Here is a 26174-nt window from a genome sequence, read left to right as displayed (position 1 = left end):
ACCAACTAACGGAGAGTAACGATGGCCGGCGCAAAAGAGATACGTAATAAAATCGGTAGTGTTAAAAGCACTCAGAAAATTACGAAAGCGATGGAAATGGTAGCAGCTTCAAAAATGCGTCGTTCTCAAGACGCAATGGAAGCTTCTCGTCCATACGCTGAAACAATGCGTAAAGTGATCGGTCATGTGGCTAACGCAAACCTAGAGTACCGTCATCCGTACCTAGAAGAGCGTGAAGCTAAACGTGTTGGTTACATCATCGTTTCGACAGACCGTGGTCTGTGTGGTGGTTTGAACATTAACGTGTTCAAGAAAGCCGTTACAGACATGCAATCATGGAAAGAGAAAGGTGCTGAAGTTGAACTGGCTGTAATTGGTTCAAAAGCAACAGCTTTCTTTAAACATGGTGGCGCAAAAGTTGCGGCACAGGTTTCTGGTTTGGGTGATAGCCCAAGCCTAGAAGACCTAATCGGTTCTGTTGGCGTAATGCTTAAGAAATACGATGAAGGTGAACTGGATCGTCTATATGTGGTGTTCAACAAGTTTGTGAACACTATGATTCAGCAACCAACGATCGATCAATTGCTACCTTTGCCTAAATCGGACAGCGAAGAGATGCAGCGTGAGCACTCATGGGACTACATCTATGAGCCTGAGCCAAAACCTCTATTAGACACACTTCTAGTGCGTTACGTAGAGTCTCAGGTATACCAAGGTGTGGTTGAGAACCTTGCTTGTGAGCAAGCGGCTCGAATGATTGCGATGAAGGCTGCAACGGATAACGCAACCAACTTGATTGAAGATTTAGAACTTGTGTACAACAAAGCCCGTCAGGCTGCGATCACACAAGAACTATCGGAAATCGTTGGTGGTGCATCTGCGGTTTAAGCTTAGGTAAAACGAAATAGTTTAGAGGATTAACGATGGCTACAGGTAAGATCGTACAGATCATCGGTGCGGTAGTCGACGTAGAGTTCCCACAGAGCGAAGTACCAAGTGTATATGACGCTCTAAACGTTACAGAATCTAAAGAGCGTCTAGTTCTTGAGGTTCAACAACAGCTAGGCGGTGGCGTAGTTCGTTGTATCGTAATGGGTAGCTCTGATGGTTTACGTCGTGGCGTTGAAGTGGTTAACACTGGCGCTCCAATTTCAGTACCAGTAGGTACTAAAACTCTAGGTCGTATCATGAACGTCCTAGGTGACGCGATTGATGAGCGTGGTGAGATCGGTGCAGAAGAGGTTTACTCTATTCACCGTGAAGCACCAAGCTACGAAGAGCAATCAAACGAAACAGCACTTCTAGAAACTGGTGTTAAAGTAATCGACTTGGTTTGTCCATTCGCTAAGGGTGGTAAAATCGGTCTATTCGGTGGTGCAGGTGTAGGTAAGACCGTTAACATGATGGAGCTTATCAACAACATCGCACTTCAACACTCAGGTCTATCAGTATTTGCTGGTGTTGGTGAACGTACTCGTGAAGGTAACGATTTCTACTTCGAGATGCAGGAAGCGGGCGTTGTAAACGTTGAGAATCCTGAAGAATCTAAAGTAGCGATGGTTTACGGTCAGATGAACGAGCCACCAGGCAACCGTCTACGTGTTGCACTGACTGGTCTAACAATGGCAGAACGTTTCCGTGACGAAGGTCGTGACGTACTTCTGTTCGTTGATAACATCTACCGTTACACGCTTGCAGGTACTGAGGTATCAGCACTTCTAGGTCGTATGCCTTCTGCGGTAGGTTACCAGCCAACTCTTGCAGAAGAGATGGGTGTACTTCAGGAGCGTATCACGTCAACTAAGCAAGGTTCTATCACGTCTGTACAGGCGGTATACGTACCTGCGGATGACTTGACTGACCCGTCTCCAGCAACAACGTTCGCGCACTTGGATGCAACGGTTGTACTTAACCGTAACATCGCAGCTATGGGTCTATACCCTGCGATCGACCCACTAGATTCGACTTCTCGTCAGCTAGACCCACTAGTAGTTGGTCAAGAGCACTACGACACAGCTCGTGGCGTTCAGCAGACACTTCAGCGCTACAAAGAGCTGAAAGATATCATCGCGATTCTAGGTATGGACGAGCTATCTGAAGAAGATAAGCAAGTTGTATCTCGTGCACGTAAGATTGAGCGTTTCCTAACTCAGCCTTACCACGTAGCGGAAGTATTTACAGGTGACCCAGGCGTTTACGTACCTCTTAAAGAGACACTACGTGGCTTCAAAGGTCTACTAGCTGGTGAATACGATGACATTCCAGAGCAAGCGTTCATGTACTGCGGTACGATTGACGATGCTATCGAGAATGCGAAGAAGCTATAAGGCTAACTAGGAGGCGATATGGCACCAATAACCTTTCACCTAGACGTAGTAAGCGCTGAGAAACGTATTTTCTCTGGTCGTGTAGAAACGTTTCAGGTGACCGGTAGCGAAGGTGAACTGGGTATTTTCCACGGTCACACTCCGCTGCTGTCCGCTATTAAGCCTGGTATGGTGCGTATTGTGAAACAGCACGGCCACGAAGAGTTCATTTATGTCTCTGGTGGTATGGTCGAAGTTCAGCCTGGTACTGCTACAGTACTGGCTGATACTGCGATTCGTGGTGAAGATCTAGACGCAGCGAAGGCAGAAGAAGCCAAGCGCCGCGCTGAGGAGCAAATCCAGAATCAGCATGGTGACATGGACTTCGCACAAGCGGCCAGTGAACTGGCTAAAGCCATTGCTCAGCTACGAGTTATCGAGCTGACCAAAAAGCGTCGCTAAGCTCAATTAGCAACGTTGCATGAAAAAAGGCGGCCAATTGGTCGCCTTTTTGATTAATTTTAGTTGGAAATTTACATCTCACCATTAACTAATCCTTCCAAGGTGTTTAAAATAACGCCCAATTAAAATAGAACGTCAATAGGTTATTAATGAAATTCAGTGCTGTGATCCTTGCTGCGGGTAAAGGTACCCGTATGTATTCAAACATGCCTAAAGTGCTACACACTTTGGCAGGGAAGCCAATGGCAAAACATGTTATCGATACATGTACAGGTCTTGGTGCACAAAACATCCACCTAGTATATGGTCACGGTGGTGATCAAATGCAGCAAACGCTAGCAGAAGAGCCGGTTAATTGGGTACTGCAAGCGGAGCAACTAGGTACAGGTCACGCGGTTGATCAAGCGTCTCCGAAGTTTGAAGACGATGAAAAAGTACTGGTGCTTTACGGTGATGTTCCACTGATTTCAGCTGAAACGATTGAAAACCTATTAGATGCACAACCAACAGGCGGTATTGCACTACTAACAGTGATGCTAGACAACCCAATGGGTTACGGTCGTATCATTCGCAAAAATGGTCCAGTAGTGGCGATCGTCGAGCAAAAAGACGCAACAGAAGAGCAGAAGCTCATCAAAGAATGTAATACCGGTGTGCTGGTGGCGACAGGTGGTGACCTGAAACGCTGGCTTGCTGGTCTAAATAATGAAAACGCACAAGGCGAATACTACTTAACAGACGTTATCGCGGCAGCACACGATGAAGGTCGCGCGGTTGAGGCTGTGCACCCAGTAAACGCGATTGAAGTAGAAGGCGTTAACGACCGTGCTCAACTGGCTCGTCTTGAGCGTGCATTCCAATCAATGCAAGCACAGAAGCTATTAGAGCAAGGCGTAATGCTGCGTGATCCAGCACGTTTCGACCTACGCGGTGAACTGCAATGCGGTATGGATTGTGAAATCGATGCAAACGTGATCATCGAAGGTAAAGTATCACTGGGTGATAACGTCGTAATCGGTGCTGGTTGCGTACTGAAAGACTGTGAAATCGATGATAACACGGTGGTTCGTCCTTACAGTGTGATTGAAGGTGCAACAGTTGGTGAAGAATGTACAGTTGGTCCATTCACACGCCTACGCCCTGGCGCAGAAATGCGTAACGATTCTCACGTAGGTAACTTCGTAGAAGTGAAAAACGCACGTATCGGCGAAGGCTCTAAAGCGAACCATCTGACTTACCTAGGTGATGCTGAGATCGGTCAACGTACTAACATCGGTGCAGGTACCATCACTTGTAACTACGATGGTGCGAACAAGTTTAAGACCATCATTGGTAACGACGTCTTCGTTGGCTCAGATAGCCAGCTTGTTGCGCCAGTGACGATTGCTGATGGTGCAACGATTGGTGCTGGTACGACATTAACCAAAGACGTTGCAGAAGGTGAGCTTGTGATTACTCGCGCGAAAGAGCGCAAAATTACCGGTTGGCAACGCCCGGTAAAACAAAAGTAAGCCTCAGCTGCTTTCTTTAACCGAAATAAACCAAAGCCGCTCATCTGAGCGGCTTTGTTGTATCTAGTGTTGTGAAAGGGAGAGTTTAGTGACTCGGAATCGCTATGCGTTTTTCTAGCCAGCGAACCGCTTGAGAGACCAAAAGAATCAGTACCAAGTACTCTAAGACGAGAAATGTATAGATCTCTAATGGTAAGTACTCATTCACGACCAATTCATTAGCACGCCTTGTTAAGTCGCTTAGACCGATTACGCTGACTAACGAACTCATCTTAAGGATATAAACGAATTGATTCCCCAGCGGCGGTAAGATTTGGCGAAATGCTTGTGGAAGGATCACTAAGCGCATTTTTTGCCAGTAGTTTAACCCTAATGACTCCGCTGCCTCGTGTTGTCCGCGACTGATGGCTTGGATTCCCCCTCTAAATACTTCCGCCATAAAGGCACTTTCTGCGATAGTTAGCGCAATGACACCTGCCCAAAAGTGGTTTAAGGATACATCGAGTAACGTTGGCATTCCGTAATACACCCACAGCAACAATACCAAAACGGGAATAGAGCGGATCACTTCCACATAAACGCGGTTGATCCACTTGAGCACTGGAGAGTCAGAAAGGGCGGGAAGAGCAATGATCAATCCGATGGTCATTGCAAACAGCATGCTGAGTAGTGACACTTGGATCGTGTCATTAAAACCGGCGACCAAAAACTTGATGTTTGTCAGCCCTTGCTCGGTTGATGGGTCAAGCACATACCAGCCCCACTGATAATCGGAACAACCGGTGAGAAACAGCAGCGAAACTAAGCATAGATGTCGATAGTTCACATTTACTCCCTGAACTGACTAAAAAACTTCCTTTGTTGCTGCTATGTTATCAATGAAGCCGTACTAATGGTTAATAATTAAAGGGAATATCTCCTACCGTCATTCTTTTAAGGGAATAGAAAATGAAAAAAACTTTGCTTGCGCTAGGAATGTGTTTGCTTGCGATAACTCAAGTCGCTCATGCAGAAAGTCGTCTACAAGAGATCTTAGATAAAGGTGTGTTGCGTGTCGGGACGACAGGGGATTGGAATCCGATGACGATGAAAGATCCAGCGACCAATAGCTATCGTGGTTTTGATATCGACGTCACCTCTGAGCTTGCTAAAGATCTTGGTGTTAAGGTGGAATACGTCGCGACCGATTGGAAAACGCTAGTCAATGGCATTACTGCCAACAAATACGATATTACGGGTAGTGCATCATTGAATATGTCACGAGCGAAAGTTGCGGGTTATAGCCAACCGTATTTCTACCTTGCGTTTGTTCCTGTTGTACAAAAGAAAGACTTAGCGAAGTTCTCTGATTGGGCTGACTTTGACAAACCTGATGTAAAAGTGGCGGCTACGCTGGGGACAGTGCAAGAAAAGATGGTCAAAGATTTCTTTCCATCTGCACAACATATTGTGATTGAAGCGCCTGCGCGTGATTTCCAAGAATTATTAGCTCGCCGCGCTGATGTATCGGTAACATCCAATGTAGAAGCGGCAACGTTGGTGACCAAGTTTAAGCAACTAGCGATAGTGCCGGTGAAGGAGCCTCGTAAGCCTACCCCTATTGCGATGCTGCTACCTCAAGATGATCAAGTATGGATTAATTACATCAATCATTGGGTTGAGTTGAAGAAAACCCAAGGCTTCTTTGAGCAAACCGCTGAAAAGTGGGGACTGAAGAGCATGTAAGTTCGTTGCTTATTGTTACCAATACAGAATAAAAGAGCCGCTCAGCAGCGGCTCTTTGTTTTAAGATAACTTTGAATTGAATCTAAAGCTCGTCTTCACTCACTACGCGAGCATTGTCTGGAGTTGTGAAGTGTTTAGACAATTCACGGTTAGACAAGATGTAACCCATCCACAGACCACCCATACAGATGATGATTGCAACACCCGTTACCATCTGAGCTTGGCTTGCCATCGCTGCTACTAGCGCGCTTGATAGGCTGCTCACGGTAATTTGCAGGCTGTTTTGCAAACCAGCTGCGGTTGCAGGGCTTTGCTTCGCACTTGCCAATGCACGGTTTACTACGATTGGGTACAGCGCACCATTCGCTACCGCAATCAGGCAGAAAGGCGCTAGGATTGGCCAGATGGAGGTCAATTCCCACTGCGAAGCTACGAAGATAAGCAACGCGGCAACACTGAATAAACCGATCAACTGACGCAGAATTTTTTCATCACCAAATTTGCGAACACCAACTTTACCTAGGTAACCACCCACCATGAAAGCAATGGTTTGTGGGATAAAGCTCAAACCGATGTCTTTTGCTTCGTAACCGAGTTGAGACATGATTTCTGGCATACCTGTTAGGTAAGCGAAGAAAGCTGCAGATGCCGTTGCAAACATAAACACGTTGCCTAGGTAAGTTTTAGAGCCTAGAAGTGCTTTGATGTCAGACGACATGCTGGTTTGTTTTGTTTCTGCCTTGTCATTTTTTTGCGCCATTGTCGCAACGACAAGCAGTACGCCCATTAGTGTCAACGCTACAAAAATGCTGTGCCAACCGAAACTATCTGCGAGCAGTACACCTAATTGAGGTGCTAATGCTGGAGACAGAGCCACCAGCGGCATGATGGTCGCAAAAATCTGTTGGCTACTGCTAGAGTGACGTTTGATCACCATCGCTTGCCAAATAACAGCTGGGGCACAGACACCAATTGCTTGAACAAAGCGCAGTGCTAATAGTTGCCACACTTGCTCACTGAATGCGAGACCGAAGGAAGCAACAGTAAACAGCACTAAACCAGCTGCCAGCGTATTACGGTGCCCAAATTTGTCTGAAGCCAAGCCCCACATCAATTGACCAAAAGCCATACCAACAAGAAATACGGTCAGTGAAAGTGCGATTTGTTCTGGACCTGTTGCAAAGTCGATTTCCATCGCTTTGAACGCAGGTAGGTACATATCGGTCGCAATAAAGCCAAGCATAGACAAGGCTGCAAGGTAAACGAGTTGTAGTTTTGATATTTTCATGATTCAACCAATCAAATTATTTAATCATTTTTTAGTTAATATCAGTTGGCGCCAACCCTGATTTATTTACCTCGCCATTCTATTTTTCGATTTTAAGAAAATAAAACGCTAAAATTATTGGTTATCAATCAAAAATTTTGAAAGGTCGAAATCATGTTCTCCAAGTCTTCACTGGAAATGCTCGATACCGTTGCTCGATTGGGCAGTTTTACTGCGGCTGCTGAAGTGCTGCATAAAGTCCCTTCTGCGATCAGCTACGGTGTTCGTCAAGTAGAGCAAGATCTCGATGTAGTGTTGTTCCGTCGATTACCGAGAAAAGTGGAACTGACACCAGCTGGAGAGTTGTTCATTGAAGAAGCGCGTTTAATGCTACGACAAATGGCTGAAGTGAAAGCGCAAACTCGCCGCGCGGCACATGGTTGGCAGTCAACATTGAAGCTCACACTGGATAACGTGGTTAAACTCGATAAGCTTAAGCCTTTGGTTGAAGATTTTTATCGTGAGTTTGAATTTGCTGAGCTGCAAATCAACATGGAAGTGTTTAACGGCTCATGGGAAGCGATTGCCCAAGGGCGTGCTGATATTGTCGTCGGTGCAACGTCAGCGATTCCAGTTGGGGGTGATTTTGAAGTAAAAGACATGGGGGTATTGGATTGGGCATTTGTTATGTCACCTGCGCACCCTTGTGTTCGCCAGCAAGTCCTGACAGAAGAGTTTGTGAGTCAATTTCCGGCGATCTGTCTCGATGATACCTCGAACGTGCTGCCAAAACGTCATACTGGTCATTATCCGAAACAGCGTCGTCTGCTGTTACCTAATTGGTATAGCGCGATCGAATGTCTGAAGAATGGAGTAGGAGTCGGTTACATGCCGCGCCATATTGCCATGCCACTGATCCACGATGGTGTGCTGGTGGAAAAAGTCCTGGAGGATGATAAACCGTTGAGCCAATGTTGTTTGGTGTGGCGTAAAGATGACAATCACAAGTTGATTCAATGGATGGTGGATTATTTAGGCACACCAAATAAACTGCATCAGGATTGGCTGCAGTACTAACAAAAAGCCACTTTCAAGGAAAGTGGCTTTGGCGGCTCTAAGACAAGAAAAACTTGTAAGACGGGTTATCTGTTTCGTCTTTGCATTGATAGCCAAGTTCGCGCAAATGCGCAGAAAACTGAGCTAAATCGCTTTCATCTAACTCGAAACCACATAAAACTCGTCCGTAGTCAGCGCCGTGGTTACGGTAGTTGAACAAGCTGATATTCCAATGGGTACCGAGTGTACTCAAGAACTTCAGTAGCGCTCCCGGATATTCTGGAAACTCAAAGCTGTAGAGGCGTTCTTTGAGTGGCTTAGATGGCTTACCACCAATCATATAGCGTACATGCAGTTTCGCCATTTCATCATCAGAGAGGTCAACCACAGGGTAACCACCATCACGCAAGTCATGGATGATGTTTTCTAGTTCTTCCTGACCGCCTTGCAAACGCACACCGACAAAGATATTCGCCAGTGCGTCATCGTTGTAACGATAGTTAAACTCCGTTACGGCACGACCGCCAATGAGGTTACAGAACTCAAAGAAGGCACCTTGACGCTCAGGAATGGTGACCGCAAGCAGGCCTTCACGTTTCTCACCAAGCTCGCAGCGTTCAGAAACATAACGCAAACCATGGAAGTTGGTGTTGGCGCCTGACAGTACGGTGCCTAGATTTTTTCCTTCGAGTTTGTTTTGCTCAGCAAACTTCTTTAAGCCCGCTAGAGCAAGTGCGCCGGAAGGTTCTGCGATAGCACGAGTATCTTCAAAGATGTCTTTCACAGCAGCGCAGATTTCATCACTGGAGACTGCGATATGCCCATCAATGTACTTTTGGCACAGACGAAACGTCTCTTCACCAATGCGCTTTACTGCGACGCCATCGGCAAACATGCTGACTTGGTCTAGTACGACTGGCTCACCAGCATCCAAAGCTGCTTTTAAGCATGAAGAGTCTTCTGGCTCGACCGCAATTACTTTGATTTCTGGCATCAACTGCTTCACAAGCACCGCTACGCCTGCGGCTAAACCGCCACCACCAACAGGTACGAAGATGTAATCCAGGTGACCATTTTGCTGCAGCATTTCCATGCCGATAGTACCTTGACCTGCAATCACCAGTGGATGATCGAATGGTGGGACAAAGGTATAACCGTTTAACTCGGATAGGCGCTCAGCTTCCGCTTTTGCTTCATCAAAATTACTGCCATGCAGCACCACGTTGCCACCAAACCCGCGTACAGCATCGACTTTGATATCTGGTGTGGTTTTTGGCATCACAATGGTGGTTTTTATGCCTAGCTTTGTACCCGAAAGCGCCATGCCTTGGGCGTGATTACCTGCGGATGCAGCAATGACACCAGCGGCTTTTTGTGCTTCAGACAGGCTTGCAACCATGTTGTAAGCGCCGCGCAGTTTGAACGAGTGTACGGGCTGGCGATCTTCGCGTTTGATTTGCACATTGTTACCAATGCGTGCAGCAAGGCGAGGCATTTCTTGCAATGGGGTGACTGTTGCAACTTCATACACAGGAGCTCGCAAGATCTGGCGCAGATAATCTGCACCAGATTGGTTTTCCTGTTTTAAGGGAAAGGGTTGACTCATAAAGCTAGCCCTCGAGCTTAGATTTGTCTCGTACTGCACCTTTGTCAGCACTGGTCGCCATACTTGCGTAAGCTTTGAGTGCAAATGAAACTTCACGTTGGCGGTCAACAGGTTTCCAGCCTAGTTCGTCTTGTTTTGCACGTCGCTCAGCAAGCTCTTGTTCAGATACTTGGAGTGAAATTGAACGGTTTGGAATATCAATTGCGATCATATCGCCTTCTTTTACCAGACCAATCGCACCACCATTTGCCGCTTCAGGAGAGGCGTGACCTATAGACAGACCTGATGTACCACCAGAGAATCGACCGTCAGTCAGAAGTGCACACTCTTTACCGAGTCCCATCGATTTCAAGTAAGTGGTTGGGTACAGCATTTCTTGCATGCCCGGACCACCTTTAGGACCTTCGTAGCGGATAATTACCACGTCGCCCGCTTTAACTTTTCCGCCTAAGATGCCTTCAACGGCGTCTTCTTGGCTCTCGAAAACCACGGCAGGACCAGTGAACTTAAGAATGCTTTCATCAACGCCAGCGGTCTTAACGATACAGCCATCAAGTGCGATATTGCCAGATAGAACAGCTAGACCACCTTCTTGGCTGAAAGCATTGTCTTTGGCACGAATACAACCTTCAGCGCGGTCATCATCAAGTCGATCCCAGCGACAATCTTGTGAGAATGCTTGTGTAGTACGAATACCTGCAGGACCTGCGCGGTAGAACTTGAGTACTTCTTCGTCTTCAGTTTGGATGATGTCGTATTTTGCGAGCTGCTCTTTCATGGAAAGACCAAGTACGGTGCGCGCATCATTGTGCAGTAGGTCTGCACGGTCAAGCTCACCAAGGATAGCCATTACACCGCCAGCGCGGTGTACGTCTTCCATGTGATATTTCTGAGTGGACGGTGCGACTTTACACAGGTGCGGTACTTGGCGAGACAGGCGATCGATATCTTCCATATCAAAATCGACTTCGCCTTCTTGCGCTGCTGCCAATAAGTGCAAAATCGTATTAGTTGAGCCACCCATAGCGATGTCCAGTGCCATAGCATTTTCAAAGGCATCAAAGGTTGCGATGTTGCGTGGCAATGCGGATTCGTCATCTTGCTCGTAGTAACGACGAGTCAGTTCAACAATGCGTCGACCCGCGTTAAGGAATAGCTGTTCACGGTCTGCGTGAGTCGCCAACATAGAACCGTTGCCTGGCTGAGAAAGACCGAGTGCTTCAGTTAAACAGTTCATCGAGTTTGCGGTAAACATGCCTGAACACGATCCACACGTTGGGCATGCACTGCGCTCGATCTGTTCGCTTTGCTCATCAGAAACTTTTGGATCTGCGCCCTGGATCATTGCATCAACAAGGTCTAGCTTGATGATCTGATCCGAAAGCTTGGTTTTACCCGCTTCCATTGGACCACCAGAAACAAAGATAACAGGAATGTTGAGACGCATTGATGCCATCAACATTCCCGGAGTGATTTTGTCACAGTTAGAGATACATACCATAGCATCGGCACAGTGTGCGTTTACCATGTACTCAACGGAGTCTGCGATCAGTTCGCGTGAAGGCAATGAGTACAGCATGCCACCGTGACCCATTGCGATACCATCATCAACGGCGATGGTGTTGAATTCTTTTGCGATACCGCCAGCTTTTTCGATTTCGCGTGCTACAAGCTGACCCATATCTTTCAGGTGTACGTGACCCGGAACAAACTGAGTAAATGAGTTTACTACTGCGATGATTGGTTTACCGAAGTCTTCTTCTTTGACGCCAGTGGCACGCCACAATGCACGTGCTCCCGCCATGTTACGACCATGTGTGGTGGTTGCTGATCTATATTTTGGCATTTCCTAATCCTTCTTACTTCTGTTCTGGGTACACATAGTCTAACCAGCCCCACTTATCTTCCGTGGTGCCGTTAAATAGGCCGAAATAGGCCGCTTGTAGTTCTTTGGTGATAGGACCGCGCTTACCGCTGCCTACTTCAATTTTGTCGATGGTTGCAACAGGTACGACTTCAGCGGCTGTGCCTGTCATGAAGACTTCGTCAGCAAGGTAAAGGGCTTCACGAGCAATGTTTGCTTCACGAACTTCATAGCCTTTATCACGCGCAATGGTCATGATTGAATCGCGAGTGATGCCTGGCAGAATAGCGCTGGTTGCTGGTGGTGTTGTGATGACGCCATCTTTGATAACAAAGATGTTTTCACCTGCGCCTTCTGATAAGTAACCATCTACGCTGAGAGCGATGCCTTCATCATAACCGTGACGACGAGCTTCACCGCCGACGAGCAGTGAAGATAGGTAGTTACCACCTGCTTTCGCTGCGGTAGGGATAGTATTTGGTGCTGCACGGTTCCAGCTTGAAATCATCGCATCAACACCTTTCTCTAACGCTTCTTCACCTAGGTAAGACCCCCAAGGGAAAGCCGCAATGATCAGATCCATTTCTGTGCCAACAGGCGGGCAAACACCCAGACCAACATTGCCCACAAAGCCCAATGGACGAATGTAAGCACTGTCGAGTTTGTTCTGGCGAAGGGTTTCACGTGTTGCTTCCATAATTTCTTCCACAGAGTATGGAATCGGGAAGCGGTAAATCTTGGCTGAATCTTTTAGACGTTGCGCATGTTCACGGTGACGGAAGACAATTGGTCCTTTTGGCGTGTTGTAACAGCGTATGCCTTCAAAAACAGAGGTGCCGTAATGCATTGCGTGAGTAAGAACGTGAACGTTCGCTTCAGCCCACGGGAGCATCTCGCCATTAAACCAAATGTAATCTGCAGTTTTCGTTGCCATTTATTGCCTTCCTTATGCACTTACGTGTTGTTGTAAGTTGTGATTTGGGAGTTCATCGTTGCGGATCTTAAGTACTTCTACGGTACGAATATCCCACAACTTCTCAATTTGATTGACCAAGAACGAGATAGGTCGATCGCTGTCGACGATGATCTCTACGCTGGCTACTTTGCTTTCATGGTTTTGGGTAGCTGCGACTTGTTTGATCACAAAGCCTCGGTGACGAATCACACGAAGAACGCGCTCTAACAGTACCGGTTTGTCGTCGGCTTTGATGTCGAGTAAATATCTGTCCATGTGATTGCCTCTTAAGTGTTTTCCAACATGTCACTATTTGATGCACCTGGCGGTACAAGTGGCCACACGTTTTCTTCCTCATCGATTAAAACGTGAAGCATGTAAGAAGTCTTACTTTCTAGCATCTCTTTGAGAGCCGGTTCGACTTCTTCTTTCTTGGTGATGGTCTTGCCCGGGATATCGAAGGCTTTTGCAAGCATCACGAAATCTGGGTTGTCATCAAGAATGGTTTCGCTATGACGACCGTCGAAGAATAGCGACTGCCATTGGCGAACCATGCCAAGACGTTGGTTGTTAAGAAGGACTATCTTCACTGGAATCTGACGACGCTTTAGCGTGCCCAACTCCTGCACGTTCATCATAAATGAACCGTCACCTGTAATAAGGATAGACTGATCATCAGGACGTGCGACCGCGGCACCCATTGCGGCTGGCAGACCAAAACCCATGGTGCCAAGACCGGCCGAAGTGATGAAGTTTTGCGGATCGCGTGGTTGGATATGTTGTGCTGCCCACATCTGGTGCTGACCGACGTCGGTCGACACAATTGAGCTATCCGGCATCATGTCAGACAGTTGTTTGAGTAGTAGCGGTGCGTAGATCAACTCGCCTGGGTGGTCGTAACGCCATTTGAATCCGCTACGCAGACTTTCGCTGTGATGCACCCAAGGGGAGATATCTTGAGTCAGTTCTAGTTGAGGAAGAATCTTGCTGATTTCACCGCGAAGTGGTGCATTAGCATAGCGAAGCTTGTGAATTTCGGCTGCATCGATATCGATATGAATCACTTTGGCATGCGGCGCAAAGGTATCGAGTTTGCCCGTCACACGATCATCAAAACGAGCCCCAACCACAATCAAAAGGTCAGATTCTTGAACTACTAGGTTCGCAGCTTTAGTGCCGTGCATACCCAGCATACCTAAATAGTGTGGGTCATGACGTTCAATGGTGCCCAAGCCTTTCAGCGTGCTGACCGCTGGCATTGGGTTTAACCGTAGAAACTCGCGTACTGCATCTGTCGCTTTGGCAATCTGTACACCGCCGCCGACGTATAAAACTGGGCGAGTTGAAGCGGCAAGTACTTCTTGTGCGCGCTGGATATCGGCGTCACTTGCTAATGGAGGGGCTGGTGGAACAAAAGGAGGCAGAAGTTCTATGGGGGCTTGGGCAAGCTGAACGTCTTTGGCGATATCGACAATCACTGGACCTGGTCGACCTGTTTTTGCAACTTCGAACGCTTCGGCAAGTGTTGGAGCAAGGTCTTCAATGTCGGTCACTAGGTAACTGTGTTTGGTACAAGCTAGGGACATACCAATCACATCCATTTCTTGGAATGCATCGGTACCGATATGAGAGCTAGCAACCTGACCTGTGATGGCTACTAGAGGAACGGAATCGAGAAAGGCATCGGCAAGACCAGTAACAAGGTTGGTGGCTCCTGGTCCGGAAGTTGCCATACAAACCGCAACGTCTTGTGTTGCGCGGGCCATCCCTATGGCGGCCATGGCTGCCCCTTGTTCATGACGACATAAGATGTGTTCCACACCTCCGTCATACAAGGCATCGTAGATCGGCATGATGGCTCCACCCGGATACCCAAACACCGTTTCGATGCCTTGTTGCCTTAAAGCGGCTACGACTAGTTCTGCACCGGTCATCGTAAACCTCCTTTGCTACGTTGTGGCTCGTAGCTATCGCCATGTGTTTTGCACTTCATGTGCACTCCCATTCTTCCCGTTAAGCTGTCTGAGGGTTAGACAGATGACAACTTGTAGTTGTAAAAAAACCCCCGGACTTTTCAGTGCGGGGGTTTTTCGTAATTTGTGGTTATCTTTCGCCCACAATACCCCGCGCGGTGCCAATAATGACCACGATAATCAGGGCTAGCAGTGAGTTGTTGTGAGCGAATAAGTTCATCTGTCTGTCGTTCTTTTTTTCGTTAAAAAGTAGTGTGTAATGTTCTACGAAAATGTTTGCGTCACTAGTGGTAACACACAAATCTGCTGCATGACAAGCAAAAAGTCATTCTTTTTTCACATTAAGTACCATTCTGGACAGGCTATATAACATATCCATATAGAAAACATCTGGTTATATAACGAACAAAAATTTGAGGAAATTATGGGGCTGGCAATCATTCATAGTCGAGCAAGTGTGGGTGTGCAAGCGCCGTCGGTAAGCGTGGAAGTCCACATCAGCAATGGGATGCCGGGGTTTACGCTGGTGGGTCTACCGGAAACCACAGTAAAAGAATCGAAAGATCGTGTCCGAAGTGCGATCGTTAATTCCAACTTTCAGTTCCCAGCAAAACGAATTACGGTCAATTTGGCTCCTGCTGACTTGCCCAAAGAAGGTGGGCGCTTTGATCTGCCGATTGCATTAGGGATTTTGGCTGCTTCAGAACAAATCGCGACAGATAAGCTCAAAAACTACGAATTTGTTGGTGAATTAGCCCTTTCTGGAGGGCTGAGACCTGTAAAAGGCGTGCTACCTGCTGCGTTGGCTGCGAACAAAAAACAGCGTCGTTTAGTGGTGCCTCATGCGAATGGTGATCAAGCGGCATTAGTGGGTAAAGAGCAGCATAAATCAGCCCAATCGTTACTGGAAGTGTGTGCTGAGCTTTGTGGTCAGCATCAATTGAATTTATATCAAACCCCGAAGAAAAAAGAGACCAAAACGCACGGTCGTGATTTACAAGACATCATTGGTCAACAACAAGGTAAACGCGCTTTAGAAATTGCTGCGGCTGGCAATCACAACCTACTTTTTCTTGGTCCTCCAGGTACAGGTAAAACCATGTTGGCATCACGGCTATGTGATTTATTGCCAGAGATGAGCGATGAAGAAGCCATGGAAACCGCTTCTGTGGCGTCGCTGACTCAAAGTGAAATCAATGAACACAATTGGAAGACGCGACCGTTCCGCGCTCCGCACCATTCCAGCTCAATGGCTGCTTTAGTCGGAGGTGGCTCAGTACCAAGACCGGGCGAGATATCTCTAGCTCATAATGGGTTGTTGTTTTTAGATGAGATGCCGGAGTTTGACCGTAAGGTGCTCGATTCTTTGCGAGAGCCTTTGGAGTCAGGAGAAATTATTATCTCTAGAGCACAAGGTAAAACGCGCTTTCCTGCTCGATTCCAATTGGTTGGTGCATTAAACCCCAGTCCGACAGGATATTATGAAGGGAATCAAGCACGGACGAATCCACAAGCTATTTTGCGCTACCTTGGACGTTTATCAGGTCCGCTTCTAGATCGTTTTGACATGTCGCTGGAAATTCCTGCTTTGCCGAAAGGCACATTATCTGAAGGGGGCGATCGAGGGGAACCAACAGCGACGGTCAAGGAACGAGTAAATCAAGCACGCAATGATATGCTCAATCGCAGCGGTAAGGTTAATGCACTGTTGGGCAGTCGAGAGATTGAAGCGTTTTGCCCGCTACAAAAAAGCGATGCCGAGTTTCTAGAGAACGCTTTGCACCGCTTGGGATTGTCGATTCGCGCGTATCACCGCATCATCAAAGTTGCGCGTACTATCGCTGATCTGGAAGGTTCACCACAAATTGAACGAACTCACCTTGCTGAAGCATTGGGGTATCGAGCGATGGATAGATTACTCAAACAGTTGACGGCGCAGGCAGTATAAATTTAAGCCTGCTTTCGGTTGCGTTTATCTTGGTAGAGTGCTTGGTCAGCACGCTCGATACATTGCTCAAGACTCCCTTGGCACTCCACCAAGCCAAAACTGAATGAGATACCATGTAGATGGATATCATTTTCTACAAATTGGCGAATATTCAACAGGATGTCTTGAGCACTGGATAATGGCATGCAATCAAATAGGACGACAAACTCATCACCACCAACCCGGTAGAGCGTGCCATTCTCTCCCAGTTTTTGCATCATTAAGGTGGCAAAGTCGATCAGTACTTTATCTCCAATAGCATGACCATAAGTGTCGTTAACTTGCTTGAATTTATCCAAATCAAGATAAGCCACAACGCAGCAGTCACAGCCCTTTTGTATGGCTGACATCAACGCTTTTTTATTTAATGCACCTGTTAGGTGATCGTAATGCAGGCTTTGTTTTAACTGGTTTTGTTCTTCGATACGCGCTGTTATATCCCATGCCATCAATACGATATGACGCTCACCATTAACTTCGGTAAGGTAGCGCATCGATTCAAAGTGGTGATTTTGAAAGGTTTCAATATCCACTCGCATCGGGGCTTTGCTGTCGATCAAAGCTTGGTCGTTGCGTTTGCATTGAAGTAACAGATCTCGTAGGTCTTCGTTATCACAATCTGTGATCATGTTGTCTAAGCTGATGCCGAGAATGTCTTCTTCGAAGAAAGCACGGTAGCGCTGGTTGAGGGCGACATGTTCACCTGTCTCTTTTCGCACAGCGATAAAACCCGGAAAGTTCTTGGAAAGAACGCTCATTAAGTTTTGTTCGGAAGCGTATTGAGGATCGATGTGCATGTATGGCTCTCGCAAATAATAAATAGGGCGCATATTATCCACAAGAGCGTTCGATTGGCTATTGTTTGAGCAATGAATTGTTTTTATTGTGACGATCAGTCCATTTTATACTCGCAGCAAATGGATCCCATTTACTGCGAGTATCGATCTTAGAAGTTGTAGTTCATACCAACTGAAACTAAATATTCTTTCTCATCGTAGAAAGTGATATTCGAATCGGTATTGCTGTAGCCAGCCAGAGAAATGAACGACCAGTTTTGCCAATCGAATACATTTTCGTATTCGTATGCCGCAAACAGACTTAATGTGTCGTCGCTACGTGTTTTACCAAACGTGTTGCTTGCTGATTGGTAGTCTTTCATTGTGTAGCCAGCGGTTAAGGCAAAGCGGTGACGGTTCATAAATTGGAACCAGCTTAAGTCTAAACCATATGAATCAAATGACTCGGCATCACCAACGGCATCTTGATTAATGTAGGTTAAAGCAGGTTGTAGCATTGATGTGCGACTCAACGGGATACGATAATCGCCTTTTACGTAATATACTTTCGCGTCACGGGCTAAAGTGTGGTCAGTGACTTCATCTTTTTCCACATCTTTGTCTGCGTATGCCAAATCAAGGTTAAAGTTGTCATCTAAGAAGCGTTTGATTTGGAAGCGGTACGCGTTGCCACCTTCGTCAGTGGTTTGTCTTGCAGAGCCTGTTTTATATGGGTTGCGCCACGTTTCACCTTTTAAAACGGTAGGAAGGTAAGAGACATCTAATATTGTGCCTGATGGCAATTGGTACTGATATCCTAACTGGAACGCTAAAGTACCCACTGCAATATCGGCACGCGTAGTACCAACGTATACTTGCTGGTTGAGTTTGCTACCAAATGTATAAGCGATGTTGCCTAATGGCGCAGCAATAAAGGAGCTATCACTCTCAGCGCTTTGATCGAGAGAGTTGATGGTGCTGCTATTATCGGTATTGAAATGAGATTCTGATGAAACGAAGCCTGCATTGAGCGAAATTTCACCGCTAAAACCTGCTGTTTCAGCAAGTTGAGCCTGAGCTGTACTGACGATAAGAGCCAAAGGCAGTAAGGTTAGCCTTGGATTCATTCGCTTTCTCCTTGTTTGTCGAATGAAGAATGTTAGTTGAGCGTTGGTCCGGTTTTACAGTGAAACAAATCTGACCATTATTACAAATATTCCAATGTGGCAACGGATTCGTATAATTACACGCTGTTTTATTGTTCACGTACACTAGTTACTGATTGGTTACCATGTTGGCATATTTGTTACTCATTTTTAACGCTTCTTTTGTGATTATAAATTCTGCGATTTGTTCCATCGCTATTTGTATCATTGCCATTTTTAAGCTTTTGCTTCCAACAGCAAAGCTCAAAGCCAAGGGTACCGAAGCTGCAAACAAAATGATGTGGGTTTGGGCTACAGTCAATGCAGGCATCCTTGCTTTGTTTAATCGCGTTGAATGGGATGTTCAAGGCGGAGAAAACTTAAAGAAAGATGGTTGGTACCTACTGATCAGTAATCATCTTAGTTGGACTGATATTGTTGTACTGTGCTGCGTATTTAAAGATCGCATCCCTATGCCTAAATTTTTCCTAAAACAACAGCTACTTTACGTGCCTTTTATTGGTATGGCTTGTTGGGCATTAGATATGCCATTTATGCGTCGCTATTCTCGTGAATATCTGCTCCGTAATCCACATAAACGTGGACAAGATTTGCAAACGACGCGCCGCTCTTGCGCCAAGTTTAAACATACACCAACTACAGTAGTGAATTACGTGGAAGGAACGCGTTTTACACAAGAGAAGCAGCGTAAAAGTCGAGCGGGTTATCAATATTTGTTGCAGCCAAAATCAGGTGGTATTGCTTATACGTTAGCGGCAATGGGTGAGCAATTTGAGAACATCATTGATGTGACCTTGGCATATCCAGAGAATACGGAGAAGCCATTTAAAGATATTCTTATGGGGCGTATGACCAAGATTGTCGTGCGTGTGAAAGTGCTTCCTGTCGACGAACGTGTATTGGGCGATTATTTTAATGACAAGCCGTATAAACGCCAGTTCCAACAATGGCTTGGTGATGTTTGGCAGGAGAAAGATCAACTGTTGCAAGAAATACACAAATAAAAATACACAAATAAAGAAGGGGAGCACATTGCTCCCCTTTCTTGTTTTTGTACAGATTACTTAAGCGTTAGCAAGTAGTTTACTAGTGCAAAGTACTCGTCCATTGACTTAATGCCTTGCGCTTGAACTAGGTACTTATTGTTAACGATAACTGCAGGAACGCCTGTTAGACCGCTGTTTTCAAATTGCTTGTCCATACGGCGAACCATTGAATCGACTGCGAAACCTTTGAATGCTGCGTCGAATTTTTTCGCGTCCACACCTTCGTCTAGGAAGATTTGACGAATTTCAGCATCGTCACGTGGTGGCTTACGCATGTTGTGGATACGGTTAAACATCACAGGCACCATCTTATCTTCTACTTTTAGAGCAACCATGGTCGCGTATGCTTTGCTCATTGAAGGCCCCATGTTTCCGCCCATGAAGGATACGTGGTTCTTCTGTAGTTTTACGCCTTCAGGTAGCTTTTGTTTCAGTTGCTGAATGATAGGCTCGAATGAATGACAGTGTGGGCAGTAGAAAGAGAAGAACTCAGTCACTACAGGCTTTTTCGATGCCTCTAGATCCAATACTTTGTAATGTTCACCTTCTTTGAATTGCGCTGCATGTGCCGACAGGCTTAGCATCAGCATAGAAAACAGTGCGAACAGCTTTTTCATTTAAATATCTCCATTTTGAATTGTTCGGCCTGACTTACCATTGAGGCATTAAAGACAGTGGTGCTTCTTCTAAGTTGGCAATCTGCTCTTTAAATGCAAGGACCTGACCTTCCCAGTATTTTGGCTCATTGAACCATGGAAAAGCGAGCGGAAATGCCGGGTCATGCCAACGTTTTGCTAGCCATGCCATATAGTGCACCATTCGTAGACCGCGAAGTGGTTCGATTAGTTTCAATTCTGCCGAGTTAAAGTCACAAAACTCCTGATAAGCTTCTAAGACGATATCCAACTGCATTAGTTTATCTTGGCGCTCACCATTGAGTAGCATCCATAAGTCTTGCACTGCTGGACCATTGCGTGAGTCATCCAAATCGACAAACATGGGACCATCGCGCCATAAGATGTTGCCCGGATGGCAATCTCCGTGTAGGCGAATGGTATTGAAACCATCCTGCCAGTGGCTTTCAATCGATTTGATTAACATGTCTAAATCGTTGAAGAAGCTGTTCTCTAAATGCATTGGGATCATGTTAGCGTTTTGCAGAATCTTTCTTGGCTGATAAAGATATTCTTGCAAGCCAATCGTTGGGCGATGCTGGAAGGCTTGGCGGCTGCCTACTTTGTGGATGCGCCCTAAAAAACGACCCACACCTTCTAGCTGATCTAAGTTGTCGACTTCATATTGACGACCTCCCACACTCTCAAATAAAGCAAAGCCGTAGCCTTGGTAATGGTGTAGGGTGTGTCCGTTGATGCGCACGGGTGGAGCAACTGGGATTTCGTTGTCGATCAATTCAAGGGTGAAGTCATGTTCTTCTTGAATTTGTTCATTGCTCCAGCGCTCAGGACGGTAGAACTTCACCACATAGCGCTTGCGTTCTTCATCGGTGAACTGGTAAACACGGTTTTCGTAACTGTTGAGAGCGAGAAATCCAGATTCCGCTCGAATACCGATGCTCTCTAACGCGTACCACATAAAGTCTGGCGTGAGGGCATCAAAGTTGAAGGTGCCTTGGGACATATAAATAAAAAGGCTCATTGCTGAGCCTTTTTCCATTGGTCATCGAAGTTATAGCTTCTTGATAAATCGGCTTTCCACTTCAATGGTGAATTCGTTGCTCTTATCGGTGAGTATAAACTGAATTGTTGTGATCGCAGAGTTTAGCTTGTCAGGATCTGCGCCAAGGCTCATTGGTAAGTTTAATACTTCTCCTGGTTCAACTTGAATGGTTTGTTTGCCATACCAGCTGACATCACTCAAACCTTCGACGTTCAAGTCGTACTCTTGAACTTGTTGGGTCTTGTTGATCACTTTTAAGGTATAGGTGTTTTCTACTTCGCCAGAGCTGTTAACGCGGAACAATTGGTTACGGTCACGCAGCACGCTCATGCCTGCTGGATCAACCGATGCCACTTGTAAGAAGAACAAGCCAATCATGACCAACAGTACCGCACCATAACCAAGCAGTTTTGGACGCATGACTTTGGTACTCTTACCTGAGAGTCGATGCTCTGTGGTGTAGTTGATCAGACCTTTCTCGTAACCCATGCGCTCCATGGTGTTGTCACATGCATCAATACACGCGCCACAGTTGATACACTCATACTGCAAGCCATCCCGGATATCGATACCAGTCGGACATACCTGAACACACAGATCACAATCGATACAGTCACCTAAACCAAGTTGCTTTGGATCGGCTTTGCGTGAACGAGGACCACGTTTTTCACCACGTTTGGTGTCGTAACCCACGATGAAGGTGTCTTTATCGAACATAGCCGATTGGAAACGCGCATAAGGGCACATGTGAATACACATAATAGAGCGCATCCAGCCAGCGTTACCGTAAGTACAAATAGCAAAAAACATTACCCAAAATACGGGCCAAAAGTTGGCATTAAAGGTGAAAAAGTCGACGACTAATTGCTTCATGGGTACGAAATAGCCAACAAAGGTAAAGCCTGTCGCAAGAGCTATCGCAAACCACGCAATGTGTTTGAGGGTTTTGCGCATGGCTAAATTTGCAGTCAGCTTATTGGAGTCCTGCTTTCGGCGTTTATTTGCACTGCCTTCGAGCTTCTCTTCAAACCAAATATAGATGAAGGTCCACACGGTTTGCGGGCACAAGTAGCCACACCAAACCCGCCCCAAGAAGGTGGTGATAAAGAACAGCCCAAACGCTGCTATTACAAACAGCAGTGCGAGTAGGGTAAGGTCTTGTGGATACAGCGTTGTGCCGAAAAAGTTGAACTGCTGGTTACCGATGTCCAGCAAAATGGCTTGGCGCTCGCCGTAAGGAATCCATGGTACCAATGCAAACAGCAACAATAAAAACCAACCGCCGTAGCGACGGAGTTTCTGAAAGGTGCCTTTACTTTCTCGAACATAGATTCGATTACTTGGGTTGAAACGATCCCCTTTCCCTTTGTGGGTTTTCGGGTTAAAGGTTTTTGGAGTCACATCTTTGATATCAATCTTATCCTGACTCATGCACACATCCTTCTTTAGGCTTTTTATAATGTACGGCGACATTTCTAGTGATGTCGCTCGATGACATTGCTGCTTCGTCCATGCCATGATTCATGGCTGAACATAATTATTTTAGTAAATACTGATGAACGGCGATTATACAATCAATAACAATTCCGTTTCTTTAACGCAGTCAACGTTTAACAACAAAAGTCAGTACAGTTAACCTGATAAATGACTGAACAGTTATAACCACCTTTTTAAACTGTTTGATTTAGTTATAAAAAAAGCGACTCAAATGAGTCGCTTATCAATACTTGGGTGTGAGCGGTTTACTTGATGATACCGCGTGCGCGTAGGATTGCTGTCTTGAAATCATCTTCTTGGTCTTTCTTAAGACCTGGGATCATTTCATCTTTGCCGCTGTTGCGCATTTTTAGGTGGTAGATCAACACGTCGTCGGTGAGATCTTCCAGTTTGCCTTCATAGCCAGCTTCATTTGCTAGCTTTAGGATGAACTGCAGCAGGTTCATTTCTTGGTCTTTATGCCACTCAGGCTCTAGAAGCTCAAGCAACTCTTCAATACGATGACACTTCATTTCTTTCTCCACAGAATTTATAGGTGTTATTTGCTACTAAAGGTATCAAATTGCTTGGCGAACACCAAATAGGAAAGGTAGGGGAGCAAAGAAAAAAGCGCGGTGATTGCCGCGCTTTTTAATTAAGCTGCTTTGATAACTTTGTTTGGAACACTTGGCATAACCGCTGTCTTCTCAACCAGAGTCATTGCTGGCGCAACTTGTTTTGCCTTTGGCGCAGTAGTGAAACCACTGCGACGGCGCATTGCACTACGATTAGTATGTGCGAACCTGACTGTTGTTGGGCGCATTTAGATACCTAACTGCCAGGCATATCCATTGCCGATGTAATGGCCTGATTCATTATGAGTTGAGCTTCAACTGCTTGAAGGGTGGCTCTTCTGGCTCTCGCCAATCCAAATAATGCATCAGGAATAACGATATGCATGCATATCATGTATAGGTTAGCACTCCTGCTATAATTGGTCGATAGTTGAGCAGTTGAATTGTATGGATTTTATGGTTTTCTGTGCGAAATCGAGACGAAAATTTGTTTTGATCCCATGATCAGCAGTAGTAGTATGAGATCTCTACGAAGGAGGTGCATATGTCATTTTTGAAGAAGACACTTGCGAGTTTTGGGATCGGCAGTGCTAAGGTCGATTCGATCCTAAACCAAGATGTACTGTATCCCGGTCAGAGCGTTGATGTTTCTATCCACGTGTATGGCGGAGCGACTGAACAAGCGATCGACAACATCGATCTGAAGCTTTGTTGCCGTTACATTGCAGAAGCGCCTGATGATCGCGGAGCTCGCGAAGGACACAGCATGCGTCGGGTACCGCAAACGCATGTGCTTGCTAAGTGGAACCTCCCATACGCATTTACTATCCATCCCGGCGAAGACCGTACTTTTGAGGTTAAACTCGATGTGCCTTGGAATACGCCTGTGACCATTGGTGATGCCAAAGTTTGGCTAGAGACCGGCCTAGACGTTGCGATGGCGCTCGACCCTACCGACAAAGACATTCTTACTGTTAGACCTGACCCACTTATGGATGCCATTTTGTCTGCTTTTGAATCGCAAGGTTTGCGTATCCGCCAAGTCGAGTGTGAAGAAGTGAAAGGCTTTGATTTGCCATTCGTGCAAGAGTTTGAAATGGTGCCAACCGATGGACCATATCATGGCGTATGGCGTGAATTAGAGTTTGTTGCTCATCGCGACGAGCAGGCTCTTAAACTTTGGTTTGAAGTTGACCGTACACGAAGTGGGGCGAGTGGCATGTTGGCGAGCCTACTAGGCAGCGGCAAACTTAAACGAGAACTGAGCATTCCAGTTAGCACCCAATTAGAAGATGTAGGTCCGCTGGTACTGAATTACCTTGAGCAAACCACTGCTGCCCACGAGTCATAATTTAAGCTTACACGTGTAAGCTTAATGTGCCATACTAGAGTGAATATTCGAAACTCTAGTATAGGCGCGTTCATGTCCTCACCACAGAAAGCACAATACAGTCAGGGCGAAGAGCTAGCCAACTCGATCACTCATGGTATTGGGATGATTTTTGGCATCGTTGGTTTGGTGTTGCTTTTAATCAAGGCGATCGACCACCAAGCGGATACGTTGACCATTACCAGTATGGCAATATACGGCTCTAGTATGATTGTCCTGTTTCTGGCATCCACGCTCTACCACGCCATTCCGTACCCCAAAGCTAAACGTTGGCTGAAAACCTTCGATCACTGCGCCATCTATCTTTTGATTGCAGGCAGCTACACGCCGTTTTTATTGGTGAGTCTGCGTACTCCATTAGCGATTGGGCTGATGATTGTGATTTGGACCATTGCGCTGATTGGTATCATCATGAAGGTTGCATTTGTATATCGATTCAAGAAGCTATCTTTGATGACGTATCTGGTGATGGGGTGGTTGTCGCTGATTGTGATTTATCAGTTGGCGATTAATTTAGATATTGGTGGTTTGACACTATTAGCGGCGGGTGGATTGGTGTATTCAATTGGGGTGATTTTCTACGTAGCGAAACGAATCCCATTTAATCACGCAATTTGGCACGGTTTTGTTTTGGCGGGGTGTGTATGCCATTTCTTCGCTATTTACTACTTTGTCGAGCCTATCTAGTTGATAGAAATAGACTCGACTAAGCATATTTTATTGTATTAGCGGGTCTTCACTTCTAATACTTCTGCCGAGAACTGGTATTGCTGCGACTGCGGTACTGCCAGCTTGATTGCTTTACCTTGCTCAGCTTGTTGCGGACGTAGGTAAGTGTCTGCCATACGTTTGATGGATTGCCAAACTGTGACGCTTTCTTTCGCCAACGGTTTACCAGACATATCGAATACCTGTACTTCCACTTCAACCTGAATCACTGATTGTGAGCTTTGATTGGTTACTGAGGTCGGTAGGATCAGTTCACCGTCTTCATAACGCGCTGAACCAATTAACACATCCACACCAGAGTCGGACAGCTGCATTGTCGGCTTCTTCGCATTCACGACTATGGTTGTGCCCACTTTTTTGTTTACGACTGGAATTGTTGCAATCTCAGGTGCTTTAGTGGTTTGCGTGGTGACTGCTTCTACGGCTGTTGTTGATGCAACAACCGCAGCCGCCTCTACCGCCTCAACTTTTTCTAATGTGTTTTCAGACGCTGCTTTCTTCACGACGTACTCCCATGTGAAGTCGTCATTCAATTTTACTTCGCGCCCATCTGCTAGCTTCACGACTTCAGCTGCGTAAACGGATGAAGAGGCGAGTAGGGTCGCCAGAGTGATCCATGTTTTCATT

The 26174-nt window shown here is 46.2% G+C and carries 25 protein-coding genes; 10 read left to right on the top strand and 15 right to left on the bottom strand.

Annotated elements, in window-relative coordinates:
* Window positions 1-21 precede the first annotated feature (21 nt).
* The 4 genes from atpG to glmU all read left to right on the top strand — a co-directional run bounded on the left by atpG (window position 22) and on the right by glmU (window position 4279).
* Complete coding sequence (atpG, locus tag QMY49_RS14620) at window positions 22-888, top strand: F0F1 ATP synthase subunit gamma (protein WP_005440806.1); 867 nt, start codon at window positions 22-24, stop codon at window positions 886-888.
* Window positions 889-923: 35 nt separating this feature from the next.
* Window positions 924-2327, top strand: coding sequence for a F0F1 ATP synthase subunit beta (gene atpD, locus QMY49_RS14615; protein WP_005451025.1), 1404 nt, complete (start codon window positions 924-926; stop codon window positions 2325-2327).
* Window positions 2328-2345: 18 nt separating this feature from the next.
* Window positions 2346-2768, top strand: a complete 423-nt coding sequence (locus QMY49_RS14610) for a F0F1 ATP synthase subunit epsilon (RefSeq protein ID WP_005429758.1) — start codon at window positions 2346-2348, stop codon at window positions 2766-2768.
* Between the two features lie 149 nt (window positions 2769-2917).
* Window positions 2918-4279 carry a bifunctional UDP-N-acetylglucosamine diphosphorylase/glucosamine-1-phosphate N-acetyltransferase GlmU gene (gene glmU, locus QMY49_RS14605; protein WP_017191013.1) on the top strand — a complete coding sequence of 454 codons (1362 nt, stop codon included), beginning with the start codon at window positions 2918-2920 and terminating at the stop codon, window positions 4277-4279.
* Between the two features lie 85 nt (window positions 4280-4364).
* Here the strand turns inward: glmU and QMY49_RS14600 are convergent, their stop codons facing one another.
* On the bottom strand, window positions 4365-5105 hold the full coding sequence (locus QMY49_RS14600) for an amino acid ABC transporter permease (protein ID WP_009699092.1): 741 nt from the start codon (window positions 5103-5105) through the stop codon (window positions 4365-4367).
* 122 nt (window positions 5106-5227) lie between these two features.
* Here QMY49_RS14600 and QMY49_RS14595 point away from each other — a divergent pair, with 122 nt between their 5' ends.
* Window positions 5228-6004, top strand: a complete 777-nt coding sequence (locus QMY49_RS14595; protein WP_009699091.1) for a transporter substrate-binding domain-containing protein — start codon at window positions 5228-5230, stop codon at window positions 6002-6004.
* A gap of 82 nt (window positions 6005-6086) precedes the next feature.
* On the opposite strand, the gene punC is transcribed toward QMY49_RS14595, so the two are convergent.
* Window positions 6087-7292, bottom strand: coding sequence for a purine nucleoside transporter PunC (gene punC / locus QMY49_RS14590; RefSeq protein ID WP_009699672.1), 1206 nt, complete (start codon window positions 7290-7292; stop codon window positions 6087-6089).
* Between the two features lie 153 nt (window positions 7293-7445).
* Here punC and punR point away from each other — a divergent pair, with 153 nt between their 5' ends.
* Complete coding sequence (punR, locus tag QMY49_RS14585) at window positions 7446-8348, top strand: DNA-binding transcriptional activator PunR (RefSeq protein ID WP_005451018.1); 903 nt, start codon at window positions 7446-7448, stop codon at window positions 8346-8348.
* A 37-nt stretch (window positions 8349-8385) separates the two neighbouring features.
* Here the strand turns inward: punR and ilvA are convergent, their stop codons facing one another.
* The 5 genes from ilvA to ilvG are packed head-to-tail and all read right to left on the bottom strand — an operon-like array spanning window position 8386 to window position 14686.
* Window positions 8386-9933 (bottom strand): threonine ammonia-lyase, biosynthetic, encoded by a 1548-nt coding sequence (gene ilvA, locus QMY49_RS14580; protein WP_005429804.1) that lies wholly within the window; start codon window positions 9931-9933, stop codon window positions 8386-8388.
* 4 nt (window positions 9934-9937) lie between these two features.
* A complete protein-coding gene (ilvD, locus tag QMY49_RS14575; protein ID WP_283312153.1) occupies window positions 9938-11779 on the bottom strand; it encodes a dihydroxy-acid dehydratase in 1842 nt (613 codons plus the stop codon).
* A gap of 13 nt (window positions 11780-11792) precedes the next feature.
* The gene (gene ilvE / locus QMY49_RS14570) at window positions 11793-12731 is read right to left on the bottom strand and encodes a branched-chain-amino-acid transaminase (protein WP_114092187.1); all 939 of its coding nucleotides are present in this window, start codon (window positions 12729-12731) and stop codon (window positions 11793-11795) included.
* A gap of 12 nt (window positions 12732-12743) precedes the next feature.
* A complete protein-coding gene (gene ilvM, locus QMY49_RS14565) occupies window positions 12744-13028 on the bottom strand; it encodes an acetolactate synthase 2 small subunit (RefSeq protein ID WP_005440786.1) in 285 nt (94 codons plus the stop codon).
* 11 nt (window positions 13029-13039) lie between these two features.
* Window positions 13040-14686: an acetolactate synthase 2 catalytic subunit gene (gene ilvG / locus QMY49_RS14560; RefSeq protein ID WP_283312149.1), complete on the bottom strand. Its 1647-nt coding sequence runs from the start codon at window positions 14684-14686 to the stop codon at window positions 13040-13042.
* A gap of 463 nt (window positions 14687-15149) precedes the next feature.
* Between ilvG and QMY49_RS14555 the strand changes: the two genes are divergently transcribed.
* Entirely contained in the window at window positions 15150-16673 is a 1524-nt protein-coding gene (locus tag QMY49_RS14555; protein ID WP_283312147.1) for a YifB family Mg chelatase-like AAA ATPase, read from the top strand.
* A 2-nt stretch (window positions 16674-16675) separates the two neighbouring features.
* Here the strand turns inward: QMY49_RS14555 and QMY49_RS14550 are convergent, their stop codons facing one another.
* Both QMY49_RS14550 and QMY49_RS14545 read right to left on the bottom strand, forming a co-directional pair.
* Entirely contained in the window at window positions 16676-17509 is an 834-nt protein-coding gene (locus QMY49_RS14550; protein WP_005451004.1) for a sensor domain-containing diguanylate cyclase, read from the bottom strand.
* Window positions 17510-17658: 149 nt separating this feature from the next.
* Window positions 17659-18615 carry a DUF2860 domain-containing protein gene (locus QMY49_RS14545; protein WP_045491649.1) on the bottom strand — a complete coding sequence of 319 codons (957 nt, stop codon included), beginning with the start codon at window positions 18613-18615 and terminating at the stop codon, window positions 17659-17661.
* Between the two features lie 164 nt (window positions 18616-18779).
* Between QMY49_RS14545 and yihG the strand changes: the two genes are divergently transcribed.
* On the top strand, window positions 18780-19658 hold the full coding sequence (yihG, locus tag QMY49_RS14540; RefSeq protein WP_017818137.1) for a 1-acylglycerol-3-phosphate O-acyltransferase, YihG family: 879 nt from the start codon (window positions 18780-18782) through the stop codon (window positions 19656-19658).
* A gap of 56 nt (window positions 19659-19714) precedes the next feature.
* Here yihG and QMY49_RS14535 read toward each other — a convergent pair whose 3' ends face one another.
* From QMY49_RS14535 to QMY49_RS14515, 5 genes are all read right to left on the bottom strand, one after another.
* On the bottom strand, window positions 19715-20317 hold the full coding sequence (locus QMY49_RS14535; protein ID WP_005451000.1) for a thiol:disulfide interchange protein DsbA/DsbL: 603 nt from the start codon (window positions 20315-20317) through the stop codon (window positions 19715-19717).
* A 34-nt stretch (window positions 20318-20351) separates the two neighbouring features.
* Window positions 20352-21338, bottom strand: coding sequence for a serine/threonine protein kinase (locus tag QMY49_RS14530; protein WP_005450998.1), 987 nt, complete (start codon window positions 21336-21338; stop codon window positions 20352-20354).
* 48 nt (window positions 21339-21386) lie between these two features.
* Complete coding sequence (gene ccoG / locus QMY49_RS14525; RefSeq protein WP_005450996.1) at window positions 21387-22808, bottom strand: cytochrome c oxidase accessory protein CcoG; 1422 nt, start codon at window positions 22806-22808, stop codon at window positions 21387-21389.
* Between the two features lie 311 nt (window positions 22809-23119).
* Complete coding sequence (locus tag QMY49_RS14520; protein WP_005450994.1) at window positions 23120-23386, bottom strand: YihD family protein; 267 nt, start codon at window positions 23384-23386, stop codon at window positions 23120-23122.
* 122 nt (window positions 23387-23508) lie between these two features.
* Window positions 23509-23676, bottom strand: a complete 168-nt coding sequence (locus QMY49_RS14515) for a hypothetical protein (protein ID WP_005450993.1) — start codon at window positions 23674-23676, stop codon at window positions 23509-23511.
* A gap of 296 nt (window positions 23677-23972) precedes the next feature.
* Between QMY49_RS14515 and QMY49_RS14510 the strand changes: the two genes are divergently transcribed.
* Window positions 23973-24779, top strand: coding sequence for a sporulation protein (locus QMY49_RS14510; protein ID WP_047517495.1), 807 nt, complete (start codon window positions 23973-23975; stop codon window positions 24777-24779).
* Between the two features lie 72 nt (window positions 24780-24851).
* On the top strand, window positions 24852-25505 hold the full coding sequence (trhA, locus tag QMY49_RS14505) for a PAQR family membrane homeostasis protein TrhA (RefSeq protein ID WP_005450987.1): 654 nt from the start codon (window positions 24852-24854) through the stop codon (window positions 25503-25505).
* A 38-nt stretch (window positions 25506-25543) separates the two neighbouring features.
* Here the strand turns inward: trhA and QMY49_RS14500 are convergent, their stop codons facing one another.
* The gene (locus QMY49_RS14500) at window positions 25544-26173 is read right to left on the bottom strand and encodes a DUF3157 family protein (protein ID WP_005450985.1); all 630 of its coding nucleotides are present in this window, start codon (window positions 26171-26173) and stop codon (window positions 25544-25546) included.
* Window position 26174: the final 1 nt, after the last annotated feature.

Source organism: Vibrio harveyi (assembly GCF_030060435.1).
In the GTDB taxonomy this organism is placed as follows: domain Bacteria; phylum Pseudomonadota; class Gammaproteobacteria; order Enterobacterales; family Vibrionaceae; genus Vibrio; species Vibrio harveyi.
Note: the sequence above shows the minus strand (reverse complement) of the source record. Positions and strands in the feature narration are given on the sequence as shown.

Coding starts and splice junctions, on each gene's coding strand:
- atpG (WP_005440806.1), top strand. CDS start 22: ATGGCCGGCGCAAAAGAGATACGTAATAAAATCGGTAGTGTTAAAAGC.
- atpD (WP_005451025.1), top strand. CDS start 924: ATGGCTACAGGTAAGATCGTACAGATCATCGGTGCGGTAGTCGACGTA.
- QMY49_RS14610 (WP_005429758.1), top strand. CDS start 2,346: ATGGCACCAATAACCTTTCACCTAGACGTAGTAAGCGCTGAGAAACGT.
- glmU (WP_017191013.1), top strand. CDS start 2,918: ATGAAATTCAGTGCTGTGATCCTTGCTGCGGGTAAAGGTACCCGTATG.
- QMY49_RS14595 (WP_009699091.1), top strand. CDS start 5,228: ATGAAAAAAACTTTGCTTGCGCTAGGAATGTGTTTGCTTGCGATAACT.
- punC (WP_009699672.1), bottom strand. CDS start 7,292: ATGAAAATATCAAAACTACAACTCGTTTACCTTGCAGCCTTGTCTATG.
- punR (WP_005451018.1), top strand. CDS start 7,446: ATGTTCTCCAAGTCTTCACTGGAAATGCTCGATACCGTTGCTCGATTG.
- ilvA (WP_005429804.1), bottom strand. CDS start 9,933: ATGAGTCAACCCTTTCCCTTAAAACAGGAAAACCAATCTGGTGCAGAT.
- ilvD (WP_283312153.1), bottom strand. CDS start 11,779: ATGCCAAAATATAGATCAGCAACCACCACACATGGTCGTAACATGGCG.
- ilvE (WP_114092187.1), bottom strand. CDS start 12,731: ATGGCAACGAAAACTGCAGATTACATTTGGTTTAATGGCGAGATGCTC.
- ilvM (WP_005440786.1), bottom strand. CDS start 13,028: ATGGACAGATATTTACTCGACATCAAAGCCGACGACAAACCGGTACTG.
- ilvG (WP_283312149.1), bottom strand. CDS start 14,686: ATGACCGGTGCAGAACTAGTCGTAGCCGCTTTAAGGCAACAAGGCATC.
- QMY49_RS14555 (WP_283312147.1), top strand. CDS start 15,150: ATGGGGCTGGCAATCATTCATAGTCGAGCAAGTGTGGGTGTGCAAGCG.
- QMY49_RS14550 (WP_005451004.1), bottom strand. CDS start 17,509: ATGCACATCGATCCTCAATACGCTTCCGAACAAAACTTAATGAGCGTT.
- QMY49_RS14545 (WP_045491649.1), bottom strand. CDS start 18,615: ATGAATCCAAGGCTAACCTTACTGCCTTTGGCTCTTATCGTCAGTACA.
- yihG (WP_017818137.1), top strand. CDS start 18,780: ATGTTGGCATATTTGTTACTCATTTTTAACGCTTCTTTTGTGATTATA.
- QMY49_RS14535 (WP_005451000.1), bottom strand. CDS start 20,317: ATGAAAAAGCTGTTCGCACTGTTTTCTATGCTGATGCTAAGCCTGTCG.
- QMY49_RS14530 (WP_005450998.1), bottom strand. CDS start 21,338: ATGTCCCAAGGCACCTTCAACTTTGATGCCCTCACGCCAGACTTTATG.
- ccoG (WP_005450996.1), bottom strand. CDS start 22,808: ATGAGTCAGGATAAGATTGATATCAAAGATGTGACTCCAAAAACCTTT.
- QMY49_RS14520 (WP_005450994.1), bottom strand. CDS start 23,386: ATGAAGTGTCATCGTATTGAAGAGTTGCTTGAGCTTCTAGAGCCTGAG.
- QMY49_RS14515 (WP_005450993.1), bottom strand. CDS start 23,676: ATGCGCCCAACAACAGTCAGGTTCGCACATACTAATCGTAGTGCAATG.
- QMY49_RS14510 (WP_047517495.1), top strand. CDS start 23,973: ATGTCATTTTTGAAGAAGACACTTGCGAGTTTTGGGATCGGCAGTGCT.
- trhA (WP_005450987.1), top strand. CDS start 24,852: ATGTCCTCACCACAGAAAGCACAATACAGTCAGGGCGAAGAGCTAGCC.
- QMY49_RS14500 (WP_005450985.1), bottom strand. CDS start 26,173: ATGAAAACATGGATCACTCTGGCGACCCTACTCGCCTCTTCATCCGTT.